Source organism: Saccharopolyspora pogona (assembly GCF_014697215.1).
Taxonomy (GTDB): Bacteria; Actinomycetota; Actinomycetes; order Mycobacteriales; family Pseudonocardiaceae; genus Saccharopolyspora; species Saccharopolyspora hattusasensis.
The window spans coordinates 1,892,321-1,911,933 of record NZ_CP031142.1; the positions used below are offsets into that span (position 1 = coordinate 1,892,321).

Here is a 19,613-nt window from a genome sequence, read left to right on the forward strand (position 1 = left end):
GCCCGTCCGGTACCGCTAGAACCCGCTAGAACGAGGTCGGGATGACCAGGTTCCGCTCGAACAGGATGGTGCCGCGGACGATGGCCTCCTTGTAGAGCGCCGCCTTCCGGCCGGTCAGCACGGCTTCACGCGGGCTGTCATCGGCGCGCACGAACTGGATCAGCCCGTCCCGCCTGCCAAGGCTGATGCACTGGTTGACGTAGCGGAACCGCAACGGCCGCGGCGAGCGTCCGGCCAACCGGTCGGCGATCGCGCGCATGGCGTGCTGCGTCGACGGCAATCCCGTCGCGCAGGCCATCCGCAGCTCCTGCCCGCTCCGCATGCGCACCGCCGCCGCGTCACCGATCCCGGTCACCTCCGGGTGCGAGACCGAACGCAGCATCTCGTCCACGATCAAGCGACCGTGATCGTCGACGGCGAAACCTGCTTCGCGGGCGAGGTCCAGGACCTTGAACCCGGCCGTCCACACCACGATGTCGGCCCCGAGCCGTTCGCCGTCGGCGAGCACCAAGCCGTCCGCGCGCACCTCGGAAACCCTGGCGTGCTCACGGACCTCGACGCCGAGCCTGTCGAAGGTGCGCCGCAGGTAGTCCTGGCCGCGCCGGGAGAGCCCGGCACCGAGCGCTCCCCCGTTCACGAACCGCACCTTCAGCCCGGGGTGCGATTCGGCCAGTTCGGCGGCGGCCTCGATGCCGGTCAACCCGCCACCGACAACCGCGACCACATCGCTGTCGCCGATGCGCTCCCGCAACCGCGCGGCCTCGTCGGCGGTCGCCACGTTGTAGGCGTGCTCCGCGACGCCGGGCACCGAGCCCTTGTCCGCCGCACTGCCCAGCGCGTAAACGAGCAGGTCGTACTGCACGACGCGCGACGAGTTCGCCAGCCGCACGACCCGCTTTGTAGCGTCGATCCCGGTCACGCTGTCGACGACCAGCGTCACGCCGGTGCCCTCGACCAGGTCCGCCAACGGTAGGTCCCGCAGCGCCTGCCCGGCGGCGAGCTGGTGCAACCGCACCCGCTCGACGAACCGATCACCCGCGTTGATCAACGTCACCTCGGCATCGGTCCACCGGGCCGCGAGCTTCGCCGCGGCCAACCCGGTGTAACCAGCCCCAACAACAACGATCCGAAACGCCATGGTCCCGTCCTCTCGAATCCGCGCAACCGAGTGCGAACAAGGAACGGGACACGACGAAGAAGTGTGACGAGCAGTGTCTCAAGTCACAGCGAATCGCCGCGAAGGCGCCTTCCGCAATGCCTGTTAGCCTTGCGCGGTGTCAGACGCAAGACGTGATCCGGGGAAAATCCGCGGCAAGGGCAGTGCAGGCGCGCGTTCCGGCCAAAGTCTTCGCGTCAGCACCCACAACGCACTTTTCCAGCAGTGGCAAGCACTGCTGTCGAACCGCACCAAGCGACAGCGGTCCGGCGAGTTCCTGATCCACGGTGTGCGACCGATTACGCTCGCGGTGGAACGCGGTTGGCCACTGCGCAATCTCTTGTACCCGCCGGGCAGGAAGCTCTCCTCCTGGGCCAGGCGGCTGATCGATGAATGCGCCGTCAAGACCGTTGAAGTGCACCCGGATCTGCTCCGGGAACTCGGCGAGCGCGAATCCGAACCACCGGAACTCATCGCCGTCGCCGAACTGCGGCCCGACGACCTCGACCGGGTGCCGGTGGAGCAGGACTTCCTGGGCGTGGTCTTCGACCGGCCCACCAGCCCGGGCAACATCGGAACCCTGGTGCGCTCCGCGGACGCCTTCGGCGCCGACGGCCTGATCGTGAGCGGTCATGCCGCAGACGTCTACGACCCGAAGTCGGTGCGCGCGAGCACTGGGTCGCTGTTCTCGGTGCCTGCGGTCCGGGTGCCGTCACCACGCAGCGTCCTCGACTGGGTCACCGAACACCGGCGACGCGGGGTGCCGATCGCGGTCGTCGGCACCGACGAGAACGGCACCTCCGAGATCACCGAATGCGATCTCACCCGGCCCGTCCTGCTGGTTATCGGCAACGAGACAACCGGGATGAGCACCACCTGGCAGGAAATGTGCGACGAGGTCGTCCGGGTTCCCATCGGGGGCGCCGCGAGTTCGCTGAATGCGGCCTCAGCGGGAACCGTGCTGCTGTACGAGGCTGCCCGGCAGCGCGGTTTTCCCGTTGATTGAGCCGGGCGGCGAAATTCGCGGCTGATCGGCGGTTCCCGTTGCGGCGGTCGTGTAGTTCGCGGTTTGGAATCTTGATTCTTGCGGTTCGGGAGCGGAACACCGCAGCCGAAGCGTGACAAGCCACGTCCCAGGTCGCTGGTAAGGGCTTGCTTCCTGCGGGCCTCCATCTTCATCCATTCAGCCGATAGCTGCGCTCCGCTGGATGCGGAATTCTATAGTGCTTGCTACCCGGCAGGCACAGTCTGCCGCGGCAGGCAGGACTGGTGCACGAGATGTCCGACAGGGGACCACGCGGCATGTCCGCTGCCAATGATGCTGACCGATTGGACCTCGTTCGCGCGAAGGCCGAGAACTGGGCCGCGAGGCTCGTTGACTTGAGCCCGCAGAACACACTTCTTCACTTCAAGAACACCAAGACCGCAAGCCTGGAGCTGACCGACGCCGCGCCCGGCGCGATGAGCGAACTGTTTCAGGGCAAGGCGGTGCGCCTGAGCAAGCTTTTCGATGAACCCGAGGTATACAAGGATGCTTGCAGTCGCGCACGAAATTTGCGCCGAAGAATCACCGCGTTCACAGACGAACAAGGGATTGACGTTGGACGGCTCGCTCACGGGTTCGTCCAGGCAGCACCACAGCCCGGACGGAGCGCGGGCAGCCCTGCAGTCCGTCCGTCGCGCGCACCCCTGCTCCTGCGCGCATTGCGCGTCGACAGCCGGACCGTCACCGAAAACGACTTCGTACTGCAACTCGGCGACGAGGTGGAGGCCAATCCGGTACTGCTCTACGCACTGGATCGCCAGTACGGTCTGGATCTCGACCCCGCCGAAATCACGAACACCGCCGCGAAATTCCTCGAACAGAACGCAGATCCACAAGTTCAACTCGATCTTGTGTTTGACTTGCTGCGGGAAGTTGCGGAACGCCAGCGCCGGAGCATCAGCCTCGAACCCTCGCTTGTGGTCGGTCTCTTCAACTACCTGAAGCAGCCAATGGTCGAAGACCTCCACAACGCCGCTGATTTGCTTGTACAACACGACTTGGTAGCAGCTCTTGCAGGCCACCACCCGGCTGCGGAAGCCATCAGCACCAACGCAGCGGGATTCTCACCTCCAGCTCCAGATGACATCCCACCTGCGGATGAGTTCCTGGTGCAGGACGCCGATTCCTCGCAACAGCGGGCGATCGCGGCTGCACTCTCCGGTAGGCACGTGCTCATCGAGGGTCCACCCGGCACCGGCAAGAGCCAGACGATTGCGAACATCATCGCGGGCGCCGCGGCACGCGGGCAGCGAGTGCTCTTCGTAGCGGAGAAACGGGCCGCGATCGAAGCCGTGCACGACCGGTTGGCGATGATTGGGTTGGACAAGCTCGTCTTCGACCTGCACCAGCAGAAGCTGGACAAGAAGCACATCGCGCGGCAATTGCAGGACAGTTTGGAGTCCGCCAGCCAGCAGACCAGGCCCGATACCAATGATCTGCACCGACGTCTAGTGGATCGACGGCGAATCCTGAGCGAGTACTCGTACGAACTGCACGAACAACGCGCCCCTTGGGCGACCAGTGCATACCAGGTGCAAGCCGACCTGCTGGCTTTGCGACACCCCGCCACGCCGCACAATTTCCGGGAAGCCGTGCTGGAAGCCCTCGATGCGGCCACCGTCGAGGAGTTGGAAGATACGCTTCGTACCTTCGTCGAAATCGGCGGTCTGCGCATCCTGCGGAAGGAATCGCCCTGGTGGCAGGCCGATATCAACGGTGATGAGGACATCAGGCGAGTGCTTTACGAGCTCGATGAACTTACCTCGACCACGCTGGAACGCGGCCAGGAAGATATGAGCCGGGTACTCCGCAAGACGGGTCTTAGTGAGCCGCGAACCCTAGCCAGCTGGCAGGAAGTCCTCGACTTGCTCGACGGAGTCAACCGCAGCGTCGAAGCATTCGGACCCGACATCTTCGGAACCGACCTCGACCTCTGGTGGTGCGCCACGGCAAGCGGTGCCGAGCGCACGAGATCCCCGCAAAAGCTGTCGTGGCTGCGGCGTCGCCGCCTGACAAAGGAGGCACGGGCCGCATCCAGAGACGGGATCACCAAGAAACCCGCTCTGCACGCGAAGTTGACCGAAATCGTGCGCCAGCGCGATCGGTGGCGAGAGCTCGGGGATCCACAGGGTGAACCCGCCGAAGTCGTTGGCCTGGGGGAGATCCTAGATTCCTTCCGGAAACTGCGCACCCAACTCACGTCCGTGGCCCTATGCGCGCGGCTGTCTGATATCGAACAGCAGCCGACCGAGCAGGTCACCCAGCAGCTCCACGAGCTCCAGCAAGACAGAAACACTCTGTGGCAAATGGAGAAGATCAACCAACTACGCAGCGAGTTCGACCACCTCGGCGTCCTGAGCCTGCTCATGGATATAGCTCGCCAGGACCTCGATAAGGATCGGGCGTGGGCGCTGTTCCGACACACCTGGCTGAAGTCGTTGCTGGACGAGTTCAAGCTTCGCTCCCCCGCATTGCGCGAGTTCAACCCCGAACGCCAGGACCGCCTGGTGGCGGAGTACCAAGAGCACGACGTCGACCACCGCAAGGTATCCGCGCAGCGCGTTCGGTGGGCAGTGGCGAAGGCATTGCGCCAAGTGCGCGACGACTTCCCCGACGAAACCCGCCTGCTGCGTGATCAAGCGAACAAGAAGTCTCGTCACCTTCCCCTTCGCCGGCTCGTGGAGAAGACGCCGCACGTGCTGCTGGCGCTGCGGCCGTGCTGGGCGATGTCACCGCTGGTGGTAAGTCGAACCCTGCCGGCTAAGTGGTCGCCGCCGGAAGTTTTTCGGGGGTTGACGGCCTGTGGGTCTTGTGCGGGTCAGATGTCGGGTGTTGTGAGGTAGAGACCGGCTGCGCAATCGAGGGCTTCTTCCGGGCTGCCTACGGGGAGGCCGCTGGGCAGGATCTGGTCTTCGTACTTCCCGGAACTGGCCAGGTACAGCGCGAAGCCCCATTGGCTGGCCGAGCCTGTGTACCTCAGTCGTATCAGCGGCCAGACCTCGCCGTCTGTCAGTTCGCCCTCGACGTAGGCGAACTGGCCGCGGTAGCGAAACCGCAGGTCGGCCACCCGGGGCCAGTGGGTTCTTGCATGAGCACGCAGCCGTTGACGCAACGAGATCTTGGTCGATTCCGGCGGGGTAGGCATGATGGTGATGCTGCCAGACCAGCAGGCCGACGCGAACCGTGATCATCGTATGGCAGGGTGCGCGAACCCTGGTTGTCGATCATGGATTGGGGTCGCCCCCGTCATGCCTGGCATGTCTGCCACCCCGGTGATTCTCACCGCAGCTCAGCGGCGTGTGTTGAAACGACGCGCCTACGGTCACAAGACACCGCATCGGGACAAGGTCCGCGCCCAGATCGTGTTGCTGGCCGGGCGTGGCTACGCCAACAACCGCATCGCCGCTCGGGTGGGCGTGCACCTGGACACGGTGCGCTGCTGGCGGGACCGGTTCGCCGCCGACGGCGTGGACGGGCTCCGGGATAAGAAGCGCAGTGGCCGGCCACCGCGCTTCACCCCCGTGCAGGTCGCCGAGCTCAAGGCTCTGGCCTGCCAGCTACCGGCCGAGACCGCAACGCCGCTGTCCCGGTGGTCGTGCCCGGAACTCGCCCGTGAAGCCGTGACCCGTGGCGTGGTCACAGCGATCTCCCCCTCGACCGTACGTCGCTGGCTGGCCGCTGACGCGCTCAAACCCTGGCAGTATCGGTCCTGGATCTCCGTGCGCGACCCGCACTTCGCCACTCGGGCCGCCCGGGTGCTGGACCTCTACACCGGCATATGGGACGGCGAACCGTTGACCGGCAACGAGTTCGTGATCTCTTCTGACGAGAAGACCTCGATCCAGGCCCGCTGCCGCTGCCATCCCACGCTCCCGCCGGGCAAGGCCCGAATGATGCGCGTCGAGCACGAGTACACCCGGGGCGGAGCGCTTGCCTACCTGGCCGCCTACGACGTGCACCACGCCCGGGTGTTCGGCCGTTGCGAGCCCGCCACCGGCATCGTCCCGTTCATGGCGCTAGTCGAGCAGGTCATGACCACCCAGCCCTACGCCTCGGCCAAGCGGGTGTTCTGGGTCGTGGACAACGGCTCCTCCCACCGCGGCCAAGCCGCGATCGACCGATTGGCCAAACGATTCCCCAACGCGGTCATGGTGCACACCCCGACTCACGCCTCCTGGCTGAACCAGATCGAGGTCTTCTTCTCGATCGTGCAACGCAAAGTCGTGTCTCCCAACGACTTCACCGACCTAGCCGAAGTTGAGCAACGCCTGCTGTCTTTCCAGAACCGCTACAACGCCACCGCCACGCCGTTCCGCTGGAAGTTCACCACCAACGACCTGCATGACCTGCTCGCCCGCATCGACACCCACGACACCCACGACACCGCCGACACCGCCGACCACACACCCGATACCACCCCGAAGGCCGCATGATCAAGACCCGAAGCACTTACGGGCGAGACCACTAAGCCCCAATCCACCGATGATCTTGGGTAACGGTTCGGTGGCGAGAGCACGAGATGCCCTTCTGACCTGGGATGATTGATCTTGCGTAGGGATCGATCAACATGGATTGGAAGGGCATCTCGCAGGTGCGATCTTCTCATAGTGCTGCGCGGGTGAGCGCGGTGTTCGACGATGCGAATCTGGTGGCTTCGGCGGGGCTGGTTCCGGTGATGCGGTTGGCCGAACGCGTCGGGTTGTCCGAGCTTGTCGCCGAGGGTGTCCGGGTTCCCGGTTCGGAGGGTGCGAATGCGGATGCGAAGGTGGGCTCGATCGTGGCCGGGATGCTCACCGGCGCCGACAGCATTGATGATCTCGATGTGATCCGGCATGGGGCGATGCCGAAGTTGTTCGGCGGGATCCGGGCACCGTCCACTGTGGGCACGTTTCTGCGTGCTTTGACGTGGGGGCATGCCCGGCAGGTGGAGTCGGCCGCGCGGGAGTGCCTGGTGGGCCTGGCCCGGCAGACTCCGGTGCTGGCCGGCGCCGCTGAGAGGACGTTCATCGATGCTGATTCCACCCTGGGCAGGGTGTTCGGCCACGCGAAGCAGGGTGCGGCGTTCGGGCACACCAAGATCGGCGGCCACAATGTGCGGCTGCGGGGTTACCACCCGCTGCTGACCACGCTGTCCACGCCCCGATCGGCGCCGGTGGTTGCCGCCACGAGGATGCGTGGCGGCAACGCCGGCTCGGCGCGGGGTGCGGCGTCGTTGGTCACCGAGACGATCAACCTTGCACGGCGGTGCGGCGCCGGGCCGGGCCGGATGCTGTTTCGCGGTGATTCCGCCTTCTACGTAGGCGAAGTCGTCTCCGCCTGCCGGGCGCAAGGTGTGGAGGTGTCGATCACGGTGGCGCAGTATCCGAACGTGCAGCGCGCGATCGCCGGCATCGCCGAGGACGCGTGGACGGCGATCAAGTATCCCCAGGCCGTCTGGGACGAGGCCAGCCAGTCCTGGGTCAGTGACGCCGAGATCGCGGAAACCGAATTCACCGCCTTCGCCAGCGATAAAGCCCATCGGGTGGCTGGTCGGTTGATCGTGCGCCGGGTCAAAGACAAAAACCACGCTGATGCCCTGTTTCCCGTCTGGCGGTATCACGCCTGCTTCACCACCAGCAGCCAGCCGCTGGTCGAGGCGGAGAAAACCCACCGTGCGCACGCGATCATCGAACATGTCAACGACGACCTCAAACACGGCCCGCTGGCCCACATCCCATCCGGGGTCTTCAGCGCCAACGCCGCCTGGCTGACGCTGGCCGCCCTGACCCACAACCTGCTGCGCGCCGCAGGCAGTCTGACCAGTGCTTTCCACGCCAAAGCCCGCGCCGCGACCCTGCGCCGCACACTGATCAACATCCCGGCACGGGTGGCCCGACGAGCCCGCTCGATCACACTGCACCTCCCGGAAAACTGGCCCCGCCAACACGACTGGCACCACCTGTTCCACACCACCCACGCCCCACCCGAAACAGCCTGATCACCCTCCCCCAACCCGCCCGCAAGGGCCCAACCCAGGAACCATGGAAAAGCTGGGCAGACCAGCGGATTCCGCACGTCCACACCCCACCACAATGATCAACAAAGGAAACCAAGATCACTTCAAACCCGCCTCGGTGGATTGGGGCTAAGCAGCTGTTCGACCTGGTGATCTTCGACGAAGCCAGTCAGATCGAACCGCACGATGCGATCGCGACAATCGCCCGCGGTCGCAGTCTCGTCGTCGCTGGCGATGACAAGCAGCTTCCGCCGACCAATTTCTTCGGGCGCATGCTCGACGGTTCAGATGACGAGGAAGAAACGGCCGACCTCGACGACTACGAGTCGATCCTCACGGCGATGCGGTCGTTGATCCCGACCCAGGAACGATTGAGGTGGCATTACCGCAGCGCTGACGAGCGGCTCATCGCGTTCTCCAACAAGGAGATCTACAACAATGACCTGGTCACCTTTCCTGGATCGGCCAAGGAGACTCCGGTCGCCCTCGAAGTCGTGAACGGTGTCGCCTCTCCCGGACAAGATGGCTCGGCCCGGCAGAAGTGAACCGGGTAGTCGAGCTCATGCTGGAACACGCCGCGCTCCGGCCACGAGAGAGCCTCGGTGTGATCACGATGGGGCAAAAGCATGCCGACCGAATCGACGCCGCTTTCCGAGCAGCACTGCGAGAACGCCCTGAACTGCAGGACTTCTTCGCCGAGGAAGCCGGACCGGGCAGGCGTTACTTCATCAAGAACCTGGAACGCGTCCAAGGCGACGAACGAGACGCGATCATCCTGACGATCGGCGTGGCAAAACGCGCCAACGGAACCGTCGCTCGCACTGGGTTCGGCCCGCTCAACAGCGAGGGTGGACGCCGCCGACTCAACGTCGCGGTCACACGAGCCAAACGGCGGATGAGCGTGGTCAGCTCGTTCGGCCCGCACGAGCTGACGCCCGGGGATCCGCAAACAGGCACCGAACTCCTGCGGCGTTATTTGGAGTTCGCGCAGGCCCAGGGCGAAATCGACCACGTCGGGCGGCAACAGCGTTCGGCCGAGCTGAACGGCTTCGAACGCGACGTCGAGCGGGCCCTCGTCGAGCGCGGGATCGATGTGCACCCGCAATGGGGATTCTCTCACTACCGGATCGACTTCGCGCTCGCCCACCGTGAACGGCCCGGGCAAATGGTGCTTGCGGTGGAGGCCGACGGCGATACCTACCACAACATCCGCAGTGTGCGGGATCGTGACCGGCTGCGCCAAGCCCACTTGGAGCGGCTGGTCTGGCGATTCCACCGGGTGTGGGCGTCATCATGGTTCGCTGATCGGGAAGGCGAAACGGACAAGATCGTCAAGGCGTGGGAGCAGGCCATCCTCGACACCGACCCTGAACCTGACCCCGAACCGGCGGTCCCGCAGCCGTCCACCGAAGACGCTCCCGTGATGGTCCGGCGCGGCCCCAAGCCCGACGTCCCAGTCGGCCTGAAAACGCAAGAGTACACCGACGAGCACTTCGTCGGTCTCTGCCACTGGCTAATGACCGATGGCTTGCCACTCGACCGGGAAGAGCGGATCACCCAAGCGCTGCAGGAAATCGGCAAACGCCGCGGGCGGGTGCTCGTCGCGCGGCTGTCGCGGGCAATCGAAATCGCACAGAGCTTGATCGACCAGGAGGAAAATTGATGCTGCCCCTAGATGATCGAACCGCCGAGCGGATCGCCGAAGTGATCGTGGACGTCGGTGGGCCCTACGAACGCAAGGGCTACGACCTCGAAAAACTGCTCGCCCGCGCCAACTGGGTGCAGCCGCCCGAGTACGACGGGTCGCCGCGCGTCCCCTGGCTCGCGGAGCAACTGATCGAGCGGAAGCACGCCAGCCCGGAAATCGAACGACTCCTGTGCCGGGTGTGCGACCCGGTCGAGTACGACGATGGCAAGGTCTCGGCCGACGAGTTCCGGGAGGTTATCAACTCCAAACTGGAGGCGGAACAACTGGTGGTCTCAATTGTCGGCGGTCGCCCGGTGCTTGGTGAGCTCGGGGCCGACGGCGACACCCATTATTCCGCACCCGGTGACCTGGAGAAGCGACTCCAGCGGCTGATCCGCGACCGAGCCACGATCGACGGGCTGCTGAACCGGGTGCACGAGACCGGACTCTGTGAGCGCAGCGGCGCGCACACAATGGCGATCATCGGAATCGGAAGCTTTGTCGAAGGCCTGCTACTTGCGCTGTTCCTCGAACGCGATGCCCAGATCCGTGAGCACGGGTTCGCCGGGCGAAAGGCCAGCACCCGCGCCGACCGTGCTGGCCTGGCCCTCCTCATCGATACGGCGCACGATAAGGGTTGGATCCAGCTGGATGCCAAGGACTTCATGCACAACGTGCGGGAGTACCGGAACTTCGTCCATCCGGCGGCCGAGCTCCGTGAGAAACCGAAGTTTGACCGGGACAGCGTAACACTTTGCTGGGCCCCCGTTCGTGCGCTGCTCAACGACCTGGAGGAGAGCATCCCGGCAATAGGCGGCTGAGGATTGCATTGGCCCGAACGCCGTAACTCCAGCGTTCGGGCCAATGGTTGCGGCGGTCGTGTTGTTCGCAGTTCGGAATCTTGATTCCGGTGGTTCGGCACTAGTACGGTCCGATTTCGCTTGTCCTTCTTGCGAAATGGAGGTCTTGTGATGGCCGCTCCTTCGGAATCCGTTCCCGCCCCCGCTCCGCCGAGCTGGACTCCGCCGCTGGTCGAACAGTACGAAACCCGTCCCGAGGTCACCGCTTACGCGCACGACGGCAGTCGGTGAGCCAGCCACTGGGCGAGACCGAGTTCCGGGAATCCTTGCAGCGGTTGGCGAAGCGCTACTGGGCGCGCCACCCGTTCCACCGGCGCTTGCACGACGGCCGCTGCAGCCCGCCGGAAGTTCGGCTGTGGGTGGCCAACCGGTGGTACTACCAACGGCACTTGTCGCAGAAGAACGCCGCCATCGCGGCGAACTGCCCGCTTCCGGAGGTGCGGCGGATCTGGGTCGAGCGGATCGAATTCCAGGACGGATCCAGCGACGCCGAAGGCGGCATGCACGACTGGCTGGTGCTCGCCGAAGCGGTCGGCCTGCAGCGGTCCGAGGTCCTCGACGAGCGCCACGTGCTGCCCGGCGTTCGGTTCGCCGTTGACGCGTATCTGGACTTCTGCCGGCGCAAGCCGTGGATCGAGGGTGTGGCCGCGGCGTTGACCGAGATGTTCTCGCCCGATCACATGTCCGACCGGATGGCGGCCTGGCGGCGCCACTACGACTGGATCGAACCCGCCGGGCTGGCCTACTTCGAGCGGCGGATCCCGGCCGCCCGCGCGGACAGCACCCTGACGCTGCAGGTCGTGCTCGACCACTGCGAGACGCGCGAGCAGCAGGACGCCGCGGTGCGGGCGTTGGCGTTCAAATGCGATGTGCTTTGGGCGATGCTGGACGCCATCGACTACAAGCGACAGTCATGGACGTGACCGCCGACAGCCGCCCCGGGCTGCGGCGCGGTGTCCGGTTTGTGCATGACCGCGTCCGCGCGAGGCACGCCCTGCTGTACCCGGAAGGTGTGTTGCTGCTCAACGACACCGCAGCCGACATCGTGAGCAGGTGCGACACCAAGCGCACGGTCACCGACATCGTCAGCGAGCTCGCGGCCGCGTACCAGGGCGTGACCGCCGAATCCGTGCTCGAAATGCTCGCGGACCTGGCGCGTCGCCGAATGCTGGGGGCGGAACCGGCCGAGGTGGCGGAATCCGGTCCACAACAGGAGGATCCGCGATCCGGGCTGCCCCTGGGCTTGCTGGCCGAGCTGACCTATCGGTGCCCGTTGCAGTGCACGTACTGCTCGAACCCCCTGAACCTCGCCGACTACCAGGACGAACTCGACACCGAAGACTGGTTGCGCGTCATCGAGCAGGCTCGGTCGATCGGCGTACTGCAACTGCACCTCTCCGGTGGCGAACCGGCACTGCGCCGGGACCTCGTTCCCCTCGTCGCGGCGGCCCGCGGACTCGGCATGTACACGAACCTCGTCACCAGCGGGTTCTCCCTGCCGCCGAAGCGGTTGCACGAACTCGCCGAGGCCGGCCTGGACCACATCCAGCTGTCCGTGCAGGACTCGGCCGCGATGCCGGCCGACGCCATCGCCGGACGTCGCGCGCACGCCCGCAAGATGATCGTCGCGCGCAGCATCGCCGAAACCGGCTTGCCCATGACCGTCAACGCGGTCCTGCACCGCGGGAACATCGCGCGGCTGCTCGACATCGTCGAACTCGCAGCGGATTTCGGGGCAGAACGCGTCGAGCTGGCCAACACCCAGTTCTACGGCTGGGCCTTGCGCAATCGCGCCGCCCTGATGCCCCGCCGGGAACAGGTGCAGCGCGCGGACGCGGACGCGACGCTGGCCCGCGAGCGCTACGGCGACCGGTTGGAGATCGTGTACGTGACCGCGGACTACTTCAGCCCGCGCCCCAAACCGTGCAACTACGGCTGGGGCAACCGGCAACTGACGGTGGCCCCGAACGGCGACGTGCTCCCCTGCCTGGCCGCCGGGCAGCTGCCCGGCCTGGATGCTCCCTCGGTGCGCGACTCGACGCTGGAGGCGGTCTGGTTCGATTCGGCGGCGTTCAACCGCTTCCGGGGCACCGAGTGGATGCCTGATCCCTGCCGCAGCTGCGCGTTGAAGGACGTCGACTTCGGCGGCTGCCGATGCCAGGCCTACCAGCTCGTGGGCGACGCGGCCGTCACCGATCCGGCCTGCTCGTTGTCCGAACACCACGACCTGATCCGGACCGAGTTCCAACCGCAGCCCGCAGTTCCGAGGCGGATCTGATGCGGGTACGCGTCCTCGGCACCGCAGCAGGCGGCGGCCTTCCGCAGTGGAACTGCGGCTGTCAGAGCTGCTGCCGGGCCGCGGAACTCGGCGTGCAGCTCAGCCAGGACTGCCTGGCGATCCGCGGCGACGGAAACTCCTGGTACCTGGTGAACGCATCGCCGGACCTGCGAACTCAGCTGCTGGCCACCCCCGAACTCCGTCCACCGCCGGGCACCCGGCGCACCCCCGTCGAAGGCGTGCTGCTCACCAGCGCCGAACTGGACCACACCCTCGGCCTGCTCACCCTGCGGGAAGCCGCCCGGCTGCCGATCTACGCGACCGCCGCCGTCCACCAGGCGCTTCGGCAGGCGTTCCCGATCACCGAGGTCGTCGGCAGCTACACCACCGTGCAGCCGGAGATCGTCTCCGATCGCCAAGTGCTGGCGGGCGGGCTCGCCGCCGAGATCGCCGTCGTCGGCGACAAGCGCCCCCGCTACGCGGGCGATCTGCGCGGAACCGATTGGGTCGTGGCCTACCGGTTCACCGGCTCCGGCCGAAGCCTGGTGTACGCGCCGTGCCTGCCCGCCTGGAGCGACGCGTTCGAGCAGGTCATCGCCGGCGCCGACGTCGTGCTCCTGGACGGCACCTTCTTCACCGAGGACGAGCTGACGCATGCCTCCGGCAGTGACCGCCCCGCGAGCAGCATGGGGCACCTGCCGATCCGGGCGGCCCTGCCGGAGATCGCCCGCCACCCGAGGACGCGGTTCCTGTTCACCCACCTCAACAACACCAATCCGCTGGCCCACCCCGACGCGCCGGAGCTCGCCGAGGTGCGCGCGGCCGGTGCCGAGATCGCCGCCGAACGCCAGCTGCTGGTGCTGGAATGACGTCCCCGATTTTTGCTCGCGCCTGATATCGGGTATTTGGGAGACGTGAACGACGAGCGGCTGGCGAAGTACCGGGAGATGCGCGACTTCACCCGCACCGCCGAACCCAGCGGCGACGGCGAGGTGCGCGCGACCGGCGACCGCTTCGTCGTGCAGCGGCACCGGGCCCGCCGCCGGCACTACGACCTGCGGCTGGAGTTGGACGGCGTCCTCCTGAGCTGGGCTGTGCCCAAGGGGCCGACGCTGGACCCGACGGTGCGGCGCATGGCCGTGCAGGTCGAGGACCACCCCCTGGAGTACGCCGATTTCGAGGGCACCATCCCGGCCGGCGAGTACGGCGGCGGCGACGTCATCGTGTGGGACCGCGGCACCTGGGAAGCTGTGGAGGACGATCCGGCCGCCGCGATCGAGGCCGGGACGCTGCACTTCGACCTGCACGGCGACAAGCTGGTGGGCCGGTTCGTGCTGGTGCGGCGCGGCGAGAAGCAGTGGCTGCTGCTGCACAAGAAGGACGAGCACGCCGTGCCGGGCTGGGATCCGGAGGATCATCCGCGGTCGGTGAAGAGCGGCCGCACCAACGAGGAGGTCGCCGCCGCGCCGGAAGCGATGTGGCGCAGCGATCTACCGCCGTCGGAAGCCGAAATTCCCTTGGGTGCCAACAAGTCCCGCGCGAAGGCGCACTGGGATCCGCCCACCGGCGAGGAGCTGGCGGCGCTCGACGAGCTTGGCAGCAAGGGCCGATGGCGGCTGGCCGGGCGGAACCTCACGCTGACCAACCTCGACAAGGTGCTGTTCCCGGCCCGCGACGGCGAGGCGCCGGTGACCAAGCGCGACCTGATCCACTACCACGCGCTGATCGCCCCGGTGATGCTGCCCTACCTCGCCGACCGACCGCTGAACTCGCACCGCTTCCCGAACGGGGTGGACGAACCCGGTTTCTGGCACAAGGAAGTCCCGAGCCACGCCCCCGACTGGCTCCGCCGCTGGCGCTACGAGGACGCCGGCCCGGACGACACCCAGTGGTACCTCATCCCGGACAGCGTCCCCGCCCTCGCCTGGCTGGCCAACTACGCGGCGCTGGAACTGCACGCGTGGACCTCGCGCGCATCCGACGTCCACCACCCGACCTGGGCGCTGTTCGACATCGACCCGGGGAGCAGGACGACGTTCGAGGAAGTGCTCGTCCTCGCTCGCCTGCACCGGACCGCGATGGAGCACCTCGGCGTCGAGGCTCGCCCGAAGGTGACCGGGCAGCGCGGCATCCAGATCTGGGTGCCGGTCGAACCGCGCTACACCTACGCGGAAACCCGGGCTTGGGTCGAGAAGGTGTCCAAGGCCGTCGGCGGCACCGTCCCCGAGCTGGTCAGCTGGGCGTGGACGAAGACCGACCGCCGCGGCCTGGCGCGGCTGGACTACACCCAGAACGTCATCAACAAGACCCTGGTCGCCCCCTACAGCGCCCGCCCCCGGCCGGGCGCCCCGGTGTCCGTGCCGCTGGAGTGGGACGAGCTCGACGACCCGGACCTGGCCCCCGACCAGTGGACGATCCGCACCGTCCTGGACCGGATCGCAACGGTCGGGGACCCCTTCGCGGCCCTCCTCGACGTCGAGCAGCAGCTACCACCGGTCTGAGCCGTCAGCGAACCGCCACGGCGGCTTCCAGGGCGATCGGCTCGTGCAGGGAGCCAGCAGCCACGACAACACCGGGAACACCAGCAACGTGCTCAGCGCCGTTTGCCGCGACTTTCGCTCCACTTTCCTCGTCAGGAAACGGCTTTGGCTGTGTCTTCGGTGTTGTCGTCGGCCGCTGGGCGAGCGCCGTGCTCCCGCACGCCGAGCATCAGCAGCATGCCGAGCAGCGGACCGGCGGCCAGCGTCGCGAAGGCGAGGAAGGACGAGCCGGTCGCCTGGAAGACGACGCCAAGGACTACCGGCACGCTCGTGCTTCCCAGCTGCCAGAACGCGTTGGTGGCGCCGGCGGCCGAGCCTGCCAGCCGCACCCCGGGAGAGGGATGAGCGCGACCATCAACGGGCTGTAGACGTAGGCCGCGAGTCCGGCGCTCGCTTTCTGCGATCCGGTTGCGACGTCCTGCTCACCAGGCAGAACCCGACGGGACGTGATCGACCCGCCGAATGCCACCGCAGAAGATTCCAGGTGAGGACGTGCGGCTCCCAGAAATACACCGGACAACTTGACGTCTAGTACCACCGAATCAGACAGGCCAGCTTCGCAGGCATGGCTACTGGAGGACCGGTTGATCTCGGGCCACGCGGCCGCCTCCTCGGAAGAGTGATCGAGCTGGCGCGGCCGACCGGGTACCGGTTGGCTGTTGATCATGCAAATCCGAACCCGATCGGCAGTGCTCGCCGCTGCCGCCCTGCTGTTCCTCGCCCCGGCCGCGTTCCCGGCCGCGGCGCAGGAATCCGCCTCGTCCCGACTGCTGGGAACCTACGTGGTGCCGCACGACCTGCGAGTGGACGGCACCCCGGTCGGCGGTCTGTCCTCGGTGGACTACGACCGCCGCAGCGGCGACTTCGTCTTCGTCAGCGACGACTGGTCCGACTACGCACCGGCCCGCTACTACCGGGCCGACGTCTCGGTGACCGAGCGCGGCGTCGAGGACGTGACGTTCACCGGGGCGTCGTTGTTCCGCCGCCCGGACGGCACCACCTATCCGACGATCGACACCTGGCGCGAGGCGCAGCACGAGGTGCCGCGCGCATTGCGGAACGTGCTGGGCACCGTGGACCCGGAGGAACTGCGGGTCGATCCGCTCACCGGTGACGTCGCCTGGACCAACGAAGGGCAGCGCAACGTTCCCGCCGACGGCTCCGAGCGGGAGACCGTGCTGCTCGACCCGGCGCTGCGGATTTCGCACCGCGACGGCCGGTACGTGCGGGACCTGCCGACCGCGCCGAACGAGAAGATGACGATGGGCGAAACGGGCCCGCGCGTCAACGAAACCTTCGAGGGCCTGACCTACACCGCCGACGGCATGCAGGTCGTCTCCGCTCTCGAGGGCCCGCTGGAGCAGGACGGGCCGTCGGCCAACGCCGACCACGGCGCCTTCAGCCGCATCACGGTGCACGACCGGGCGGGCCTGCCGATCGCCCAGTACGCCTACCCGGTGGAGCCGTTGTTCGCCCAGCCCCAGCCGCCGAACGACTGGAACGCCAACGGGATCTCGTCGTTGCTCGCCGACGAGCAGCCGGGCCGCTTCCTCGCCCTGGAGCGCGGCTACGCCAGCGGGATCGGCACGAAGGGCCGCATCTTCGAGTTCAGCACCGTCGGGGCCGACGACGTCATGGACCGGTATTCGCTGGCCGGCGGAGGTTTCCGCGCCGTGCAGAAGAGGCTGCTGGTCGACCTGGACGAGATCGGCGTGCCCTACACCGACAACGTCGAGGGCATCAGCTGGGGACCGCTCCTGCCCACCGGGGAACGGGTGCTCCTGGTGGTCAGTGACAACAACTTCTCGCCCAACCAGCAGACCCAGCTGATCGCCATCGCCGTCCGCTGACCGGTCTCACGACTTCAGGTGTTCGGCGAAGAAGTCCTCGATCCGCCGCCAGGCATCGGCGGCGGATTCCGGGTGCGGGCCGGCTCCTGTGATCCGCAGCAGCGGGCGCAGCGCCGCCGGCCCGTTCTCGACGTCGTTGAGGAACGAGTGCCCGGCCTCCGGGTATTCCGGTAGGGATTCCTGGCTCAGGCAGCCTCCCGAGGCAGCGCCTCGGGAGGTCTTCCGCCCTCAACACCAGCCGGGTACAGCCCGGCCCGGACCAGCATCACACGCGCGGAGTTCTTATCTCTCGGACAGACGTGTCCGCACGCGGTACAGGTATAGGTCCGTTCCGAGCGCGGCAGCGCGTGCTTGGTTCTCGCCCCTCATGCTGCGCAGTCCATCGTCGTCTGCTTCGGATCGACAAGCACCACCAGGCGGCCGTACTTGCGCCCCATCATGATCAGCTCGTTCTTCGTGGCCGAGATCCCAGCATCAGCCGCTTTCCTGGCCATCGTGGTCTTCGCGAGAAACCTCGGGCGGACGTCCTCCACCGCGATCGCATCGTGATCGGTCACCACACGCAAGGCCCATTCACGGGCCGTGTCCTGACGCCGGCGGACGACCTTCGCGTACGCTTTCGCGACCTGACGTTTCGCTTCGCGGTATCCCTGTGACGCGGGCTTGCCCGGCGGCTTCGGTGAGCAGGGGTTGTGAACTGTTCGGTGGAATGTGTCAAAGCGTTGGGGAATGCGCTGGTTCGGTAGACCGCGGGGATTGTCGGTGCCCGCCGATACTGTGCCCGGTGATGAGCGTGGTGTTGCAGGCATACCGGTTCGCGTTGGACCCGAACCCTGTGCAAGATGCCGGGTTGCGGTCGCATTGTGGTGCGCAGCGGTTCGCGTTCAACTGGGGGCTGGGCAAGGTCAAGGCCAACCGTGATCAGCGGAAAGCTGAAGCCTCGTACGGCCTGGACGGTGACGAGTTGACGCCGCCGGTGGGCTGGTCGGCCTACGGCCTGCGCAAAGACTGGAACCAGGCCAAGGACACGGTTGCGCCGTGGTGGAAGGAGAATTCGAAAGAGGCTTACTCGTCCGGGCTGTCGAACCTCGCGACGGCGCTGAAGAACTGGGACGACTCGAAGAAGGGCAACCGCAAGGGCCGCAAGCTCGGGTTCCCGAGGTTCAAGACCAAGCGCAGCGGGTTGTCGTGCCGGTTCACCACCGGCAGCTTCGGTCTCGCCGACCACGACCGGCGCCATGTGAAGCTGCCCCGCATCGGGGTGGTACGCACCCAAGAGTCCACCCGGAAACTCGCGCGGCGCGTCGACACAGGCGCCGCGCGGATCCGCTCGGCGACGGTGTCGTATCGGGCGGGACGGTGGTGTGTGTCGTTCTCGGTGGAGATCACCCGCAACGATCCCGCCCCCGCCCAGCCCGGTGTGACGGTGGGTGTGGATCTCGGGATCAAGTCCCCGGCCGTGCTCTCGACCGGCGAAGTGATCGACAACCCGGAACACCTCGAAGCAGCCCTGCGTGAGTTGCGGAGGTTGCAGCGGCAAGCCTCCCGGCGCACTGGCCCAGACCACCGTAGCGAACAGAAGCCCTCGAACCGGTGGCGCACAACCCAGGCCCGCATCACCAAGCTGCACACCACAGTCGCCAATGCACGCCGCGATGGGCTGCACAAGCTCACCACCTGGCTGGTGCGGACCTTCGGTGCGATCGTGCTGGAAGACCTCAACGTTGCGGGCATGACCCGCAACCGCCGCCTGGCACGGCAGGTCGCAGGTGCCGGCATGGCCGAACTCCGACGCCAGGTCGAGTACAAAGCCTCCTGGGCCGGGCTGCGCGTGCACATCGCGGACCGGTGGCATCCCAGCTCCAAAACGTGTCCGGACTGTGGTGCGGTGAGAACCAAGCTGCGCCTGTCCGACCGTATCTTCACCTGCCCGTCCTGCGGGATCAGCATGGATCGCGACCTCAACGCCGCCCACAACCTCGCCAACCTGGTTGAGGCCACGACGTCCTCCCCGAGTTGCGGGGCGACGGAAAACGAGCCCGATGGAAACCCACACAAGACCCGCACCACGCGGGCAGCGGATATCGCCACGGGAAGACCCGCACCGAACAACGCGGGCCAACGCCGACACCGCAAGGCGCCGGTTCACGACACGCTTTCACACGTTTCGTGAACGGTCCCTGCGGCCCCGGCAGCGGACCC

General features: G+C 66.7%; 18 protein-coding genes. 13 read left to right on the top strand and 5 right to left on the bottom strand.

The genetic code is table 11. The features are described from left to right. Positions 1–25: 25 nt before the first annotated feature. The gene (locus DL519_RS08480) at positions 26–1,138 is read right to left on the bottom strand and encodes an NAD(P)/FAD-dependent oxidoreductase (RefSeq protein WP_190813757.1); all 1,113 of its coding nucleotides are present in this window, start codon (positions 1,136–1,138) and stop codon (positions 26–28) included. Positions 1,139–1,274: 136 nt separating this feature from the next. On the opposite strand from DL519_RS08480, the gene DL519_RS08485 reads away from it, so the two are divergent. Continuing rightward, entirely contained in the window at positions 1,275–2,162 is an 888-nt protein-coding gene (locus tag DL519_RS08485) for a TrmH family RNA methyltransferase (protein WP_223838569.1), read from the top strand. A 272-nt stretch (positions 2,163–2,434) separates the two neighbouring features. After that, positions 2,435–5,044 (top strand): AAA domain-containing protein, encoded by a 2,610-nt coding sequence (locus tag DL519_RS08490; protein ID WP_223840232.1) that lies wholly within the window; start codon positions 2,435–2,437, stop codon positions 5,042–5,044. Here DL519_RS08490 and DL519_RS08495 read toward each other — a convergent pair. Next, positions 5,020–5,346, bottom strand: a complete 327-nt coding sequence (locus DL519_RS08495; protein WP_190813758.1) for a hypothetical protein — start codon at positions 5,344–5,346, stop codon at positions 5,020–5,022. The genes DL519_RS08490 and DL519_RS08495 overlap by 25 nt on opposite strands. 103 nt (positions 5,347–5,449) lie before the next feature. Here DL519_RS08495 and DL519_RS08500 point away from each other — a divergent pair, with 103 nt between their 5' ends. The 9 genes from DL519_RS08500 to ligD all read left to right on the top strand — a co-directional run bounded on the left by DL519_RS08500 (position 5,450) and on the right by ligD (position 15,522). Continuing rightward, positions 5,450–6,634 carry an IS630 family transposase gene (locus tag DL519_RS08500; protein WP_223838570.1) on the top strand — a complete coding sequence of 395 codons (1,185 nt, stop codon included), beginning with the start codon at positions 5,450–5,452 and terminating at the stop codon, positions 6,632–6,634. A 158-nt stretch (positions 6,635–6,792) separates the two neighbouring features. Further along, positions 6,793–8,178: an IS1380 family transposase gene (locus DL519_RS08505; protein WP_397545041.1), complete on the top strand. Its 1,386-nt coding sequence runs from the start codon at positions 6,793–6,795 to the stop codon at positions 8,176–8,178. A gap of 167 nt (positions 8,179–8,345) precedes the next feature. Continuing rightward, the gene (locus DL519_RS45915) at positions 8,346–8,741 is read left to right on the top strand and encodes a hypothetical protein (RefSeq protein ID WP_223838571.1); all 396 of its coding nucleotides are present in this window, start codon (positions 8,346–8,348) and stop codon (positions 8,739–8,741) included. Between the two features lie 17 nt (positions 8,742–8,758). Then, on the top strand, positions 8,759–9,859 hold the full coding sequence (locus DL519_RS08510; protein ID WP_263399603.1) for an AAA domain-containing protein: 1,101 nt from the start codon (positions 8,759–8,761) through the stop codon (positions 9,857–9,859). Further along, positions 9,859–10,704, top strand: a complete 846-nt coding sequence (locus DL519_RS08515) for a hypothetical protein (protein ID WP_190813762.1) — start codon at positions 9,859–9,861, stop codon at positions 10,702–10,704. Before DL519_RS08510 ends, DL519_RS08515 begins: the two co-directional genes overlap by 1 nt. Positions 10,705–10,970: 266 nt before the next feature. Beyond that, positions 10,971–11,666, top strand: coding sequence for a pyrroloquinoline-quinone synthase PqqC (pqqC, locus tag DL519_RS08520; protein WP_190813764.1), 696 nt, complete (start codon positions 10,971–10,973; stop codon positions 11,664–11,666). Continuing rightward, the gene (pqqE, locus tag DL519_RS08525) at positions 11,657–13,021 is read left to right on the top strand and encodes a pyrroloquinoline quinone biosynthesis protein PqqE (protein ID WP_190813766.1); all 1,365 of its coding nucleotides are present in this window, start codon (positions 11,657–11,659) and stop codon (positions 13,019–13,021) included. Before pqqC ends, pqqE begins: the two co-directional genes overlap by 10 nt. After that, positions 13,021–13,890: a pyrroloquinoline quinone biosynthesis protein PqqB gene (gene pqqB / locus DL519_RS08530; RefSeq protein ID WP_190813768.1), complete on the top strand. Its 870-nt coding sequence runs from the start codon at positions 13,021–13,023 to the stop codon at positions 13,888–13,890. Before pqqE ends, pqqB begins: the two co-directional genes overlap by 1 nt. Positions 13,891–13,935: 45 nt before the next feature. After that, positions 13,936–15,522 (top strand): non-homologous end-joining DNA ligase LigD, encoded by a 1,587-nt coding sequence (ligD, locus tag DL519_RS08535; protein ID WP_190813770.1) that lies wholly within the window; start codon positions 13,936–13,938, stop codon positions 15,520–15,522. 131 nt (positions 15,523–15,653) lie between these two features. Here the strand turns inward: ligD and DL519_RS45920 are convergent, their stop codons facing one another. Continuing rightward, positions 15,654–15,827 carry a hypothetical protein gene (locus tag DL519_RS45920; RefSeq protein ID WP_223838572.1) on the bottom strand — a complete coding sequence of 58 codons (174 nt, stop codon included), beginning with the start codon at positions 15,825–15,827 and terminating at the stop codon, positions 15,654–15,656. A 399-nt stretch (positions 15,828–16,226) separates the two neighbouring features. On the opposite strand from DL519_RS45920, the gene DL519_RS08545 reads away from it, so the two are divergent. Beyond that, entirely contained in the window at positions 16,227–17,411 is a 1,185-nt protein-coding gene (locus DL519_RS08545; protein ID WP_190813772.1) for an esterase-like activity of phytase family protein, read from the top strand. Between the two features lie 6 nt (positions 17,412–17,417). Here DL519_RS08545 and DL519_RS08550 read toward each other — a convergent pair whose 3' ends face one another. After that, the gene (locus DL519_RS08550) at positions 17,418–17,600 is read right to left on the bottom strand and encodes a dienelactone hydrolase family protein (protein WP_223840234.1); all 183 of its coding nucleotides are present in this window, start codon (positions 17,598–17,600) and stop codon (positions 17,418–17,420) included. A gap of 176 nt (positions 17,601–17,776) precedes the next feature. Further along, positions 17,777–17,968, bottom strand: a complete 192-nt coding sequence (locus DL519_RS45925) for a hypothetical protein (RefSeq protein ID WP_223838573.1) — start codon at positions 17,966–17,968, stop codon at positions 17,777–17,779. Between the two features lie 230 nt (positions 17,969–18,198). Between DL519_RS45925 and tnpB the strand changes: the two genes are divergently transcribed. Further along, the gene (tnpB, locus tag DL519_RS08560; protein ID WP_190813774.1) at positions 18,199–19,584 is read left to right on the top strand and encodes an IS607 family element RNA-guided endonuclease TnpB; all 1,386 of its coding nucleotides are present in this window, start codon (positions 18,199–18,201) and stop codon (positions 19,582–19,584) included. Positions 19,585–19,613: the final 29 nt, after the last annotated feature.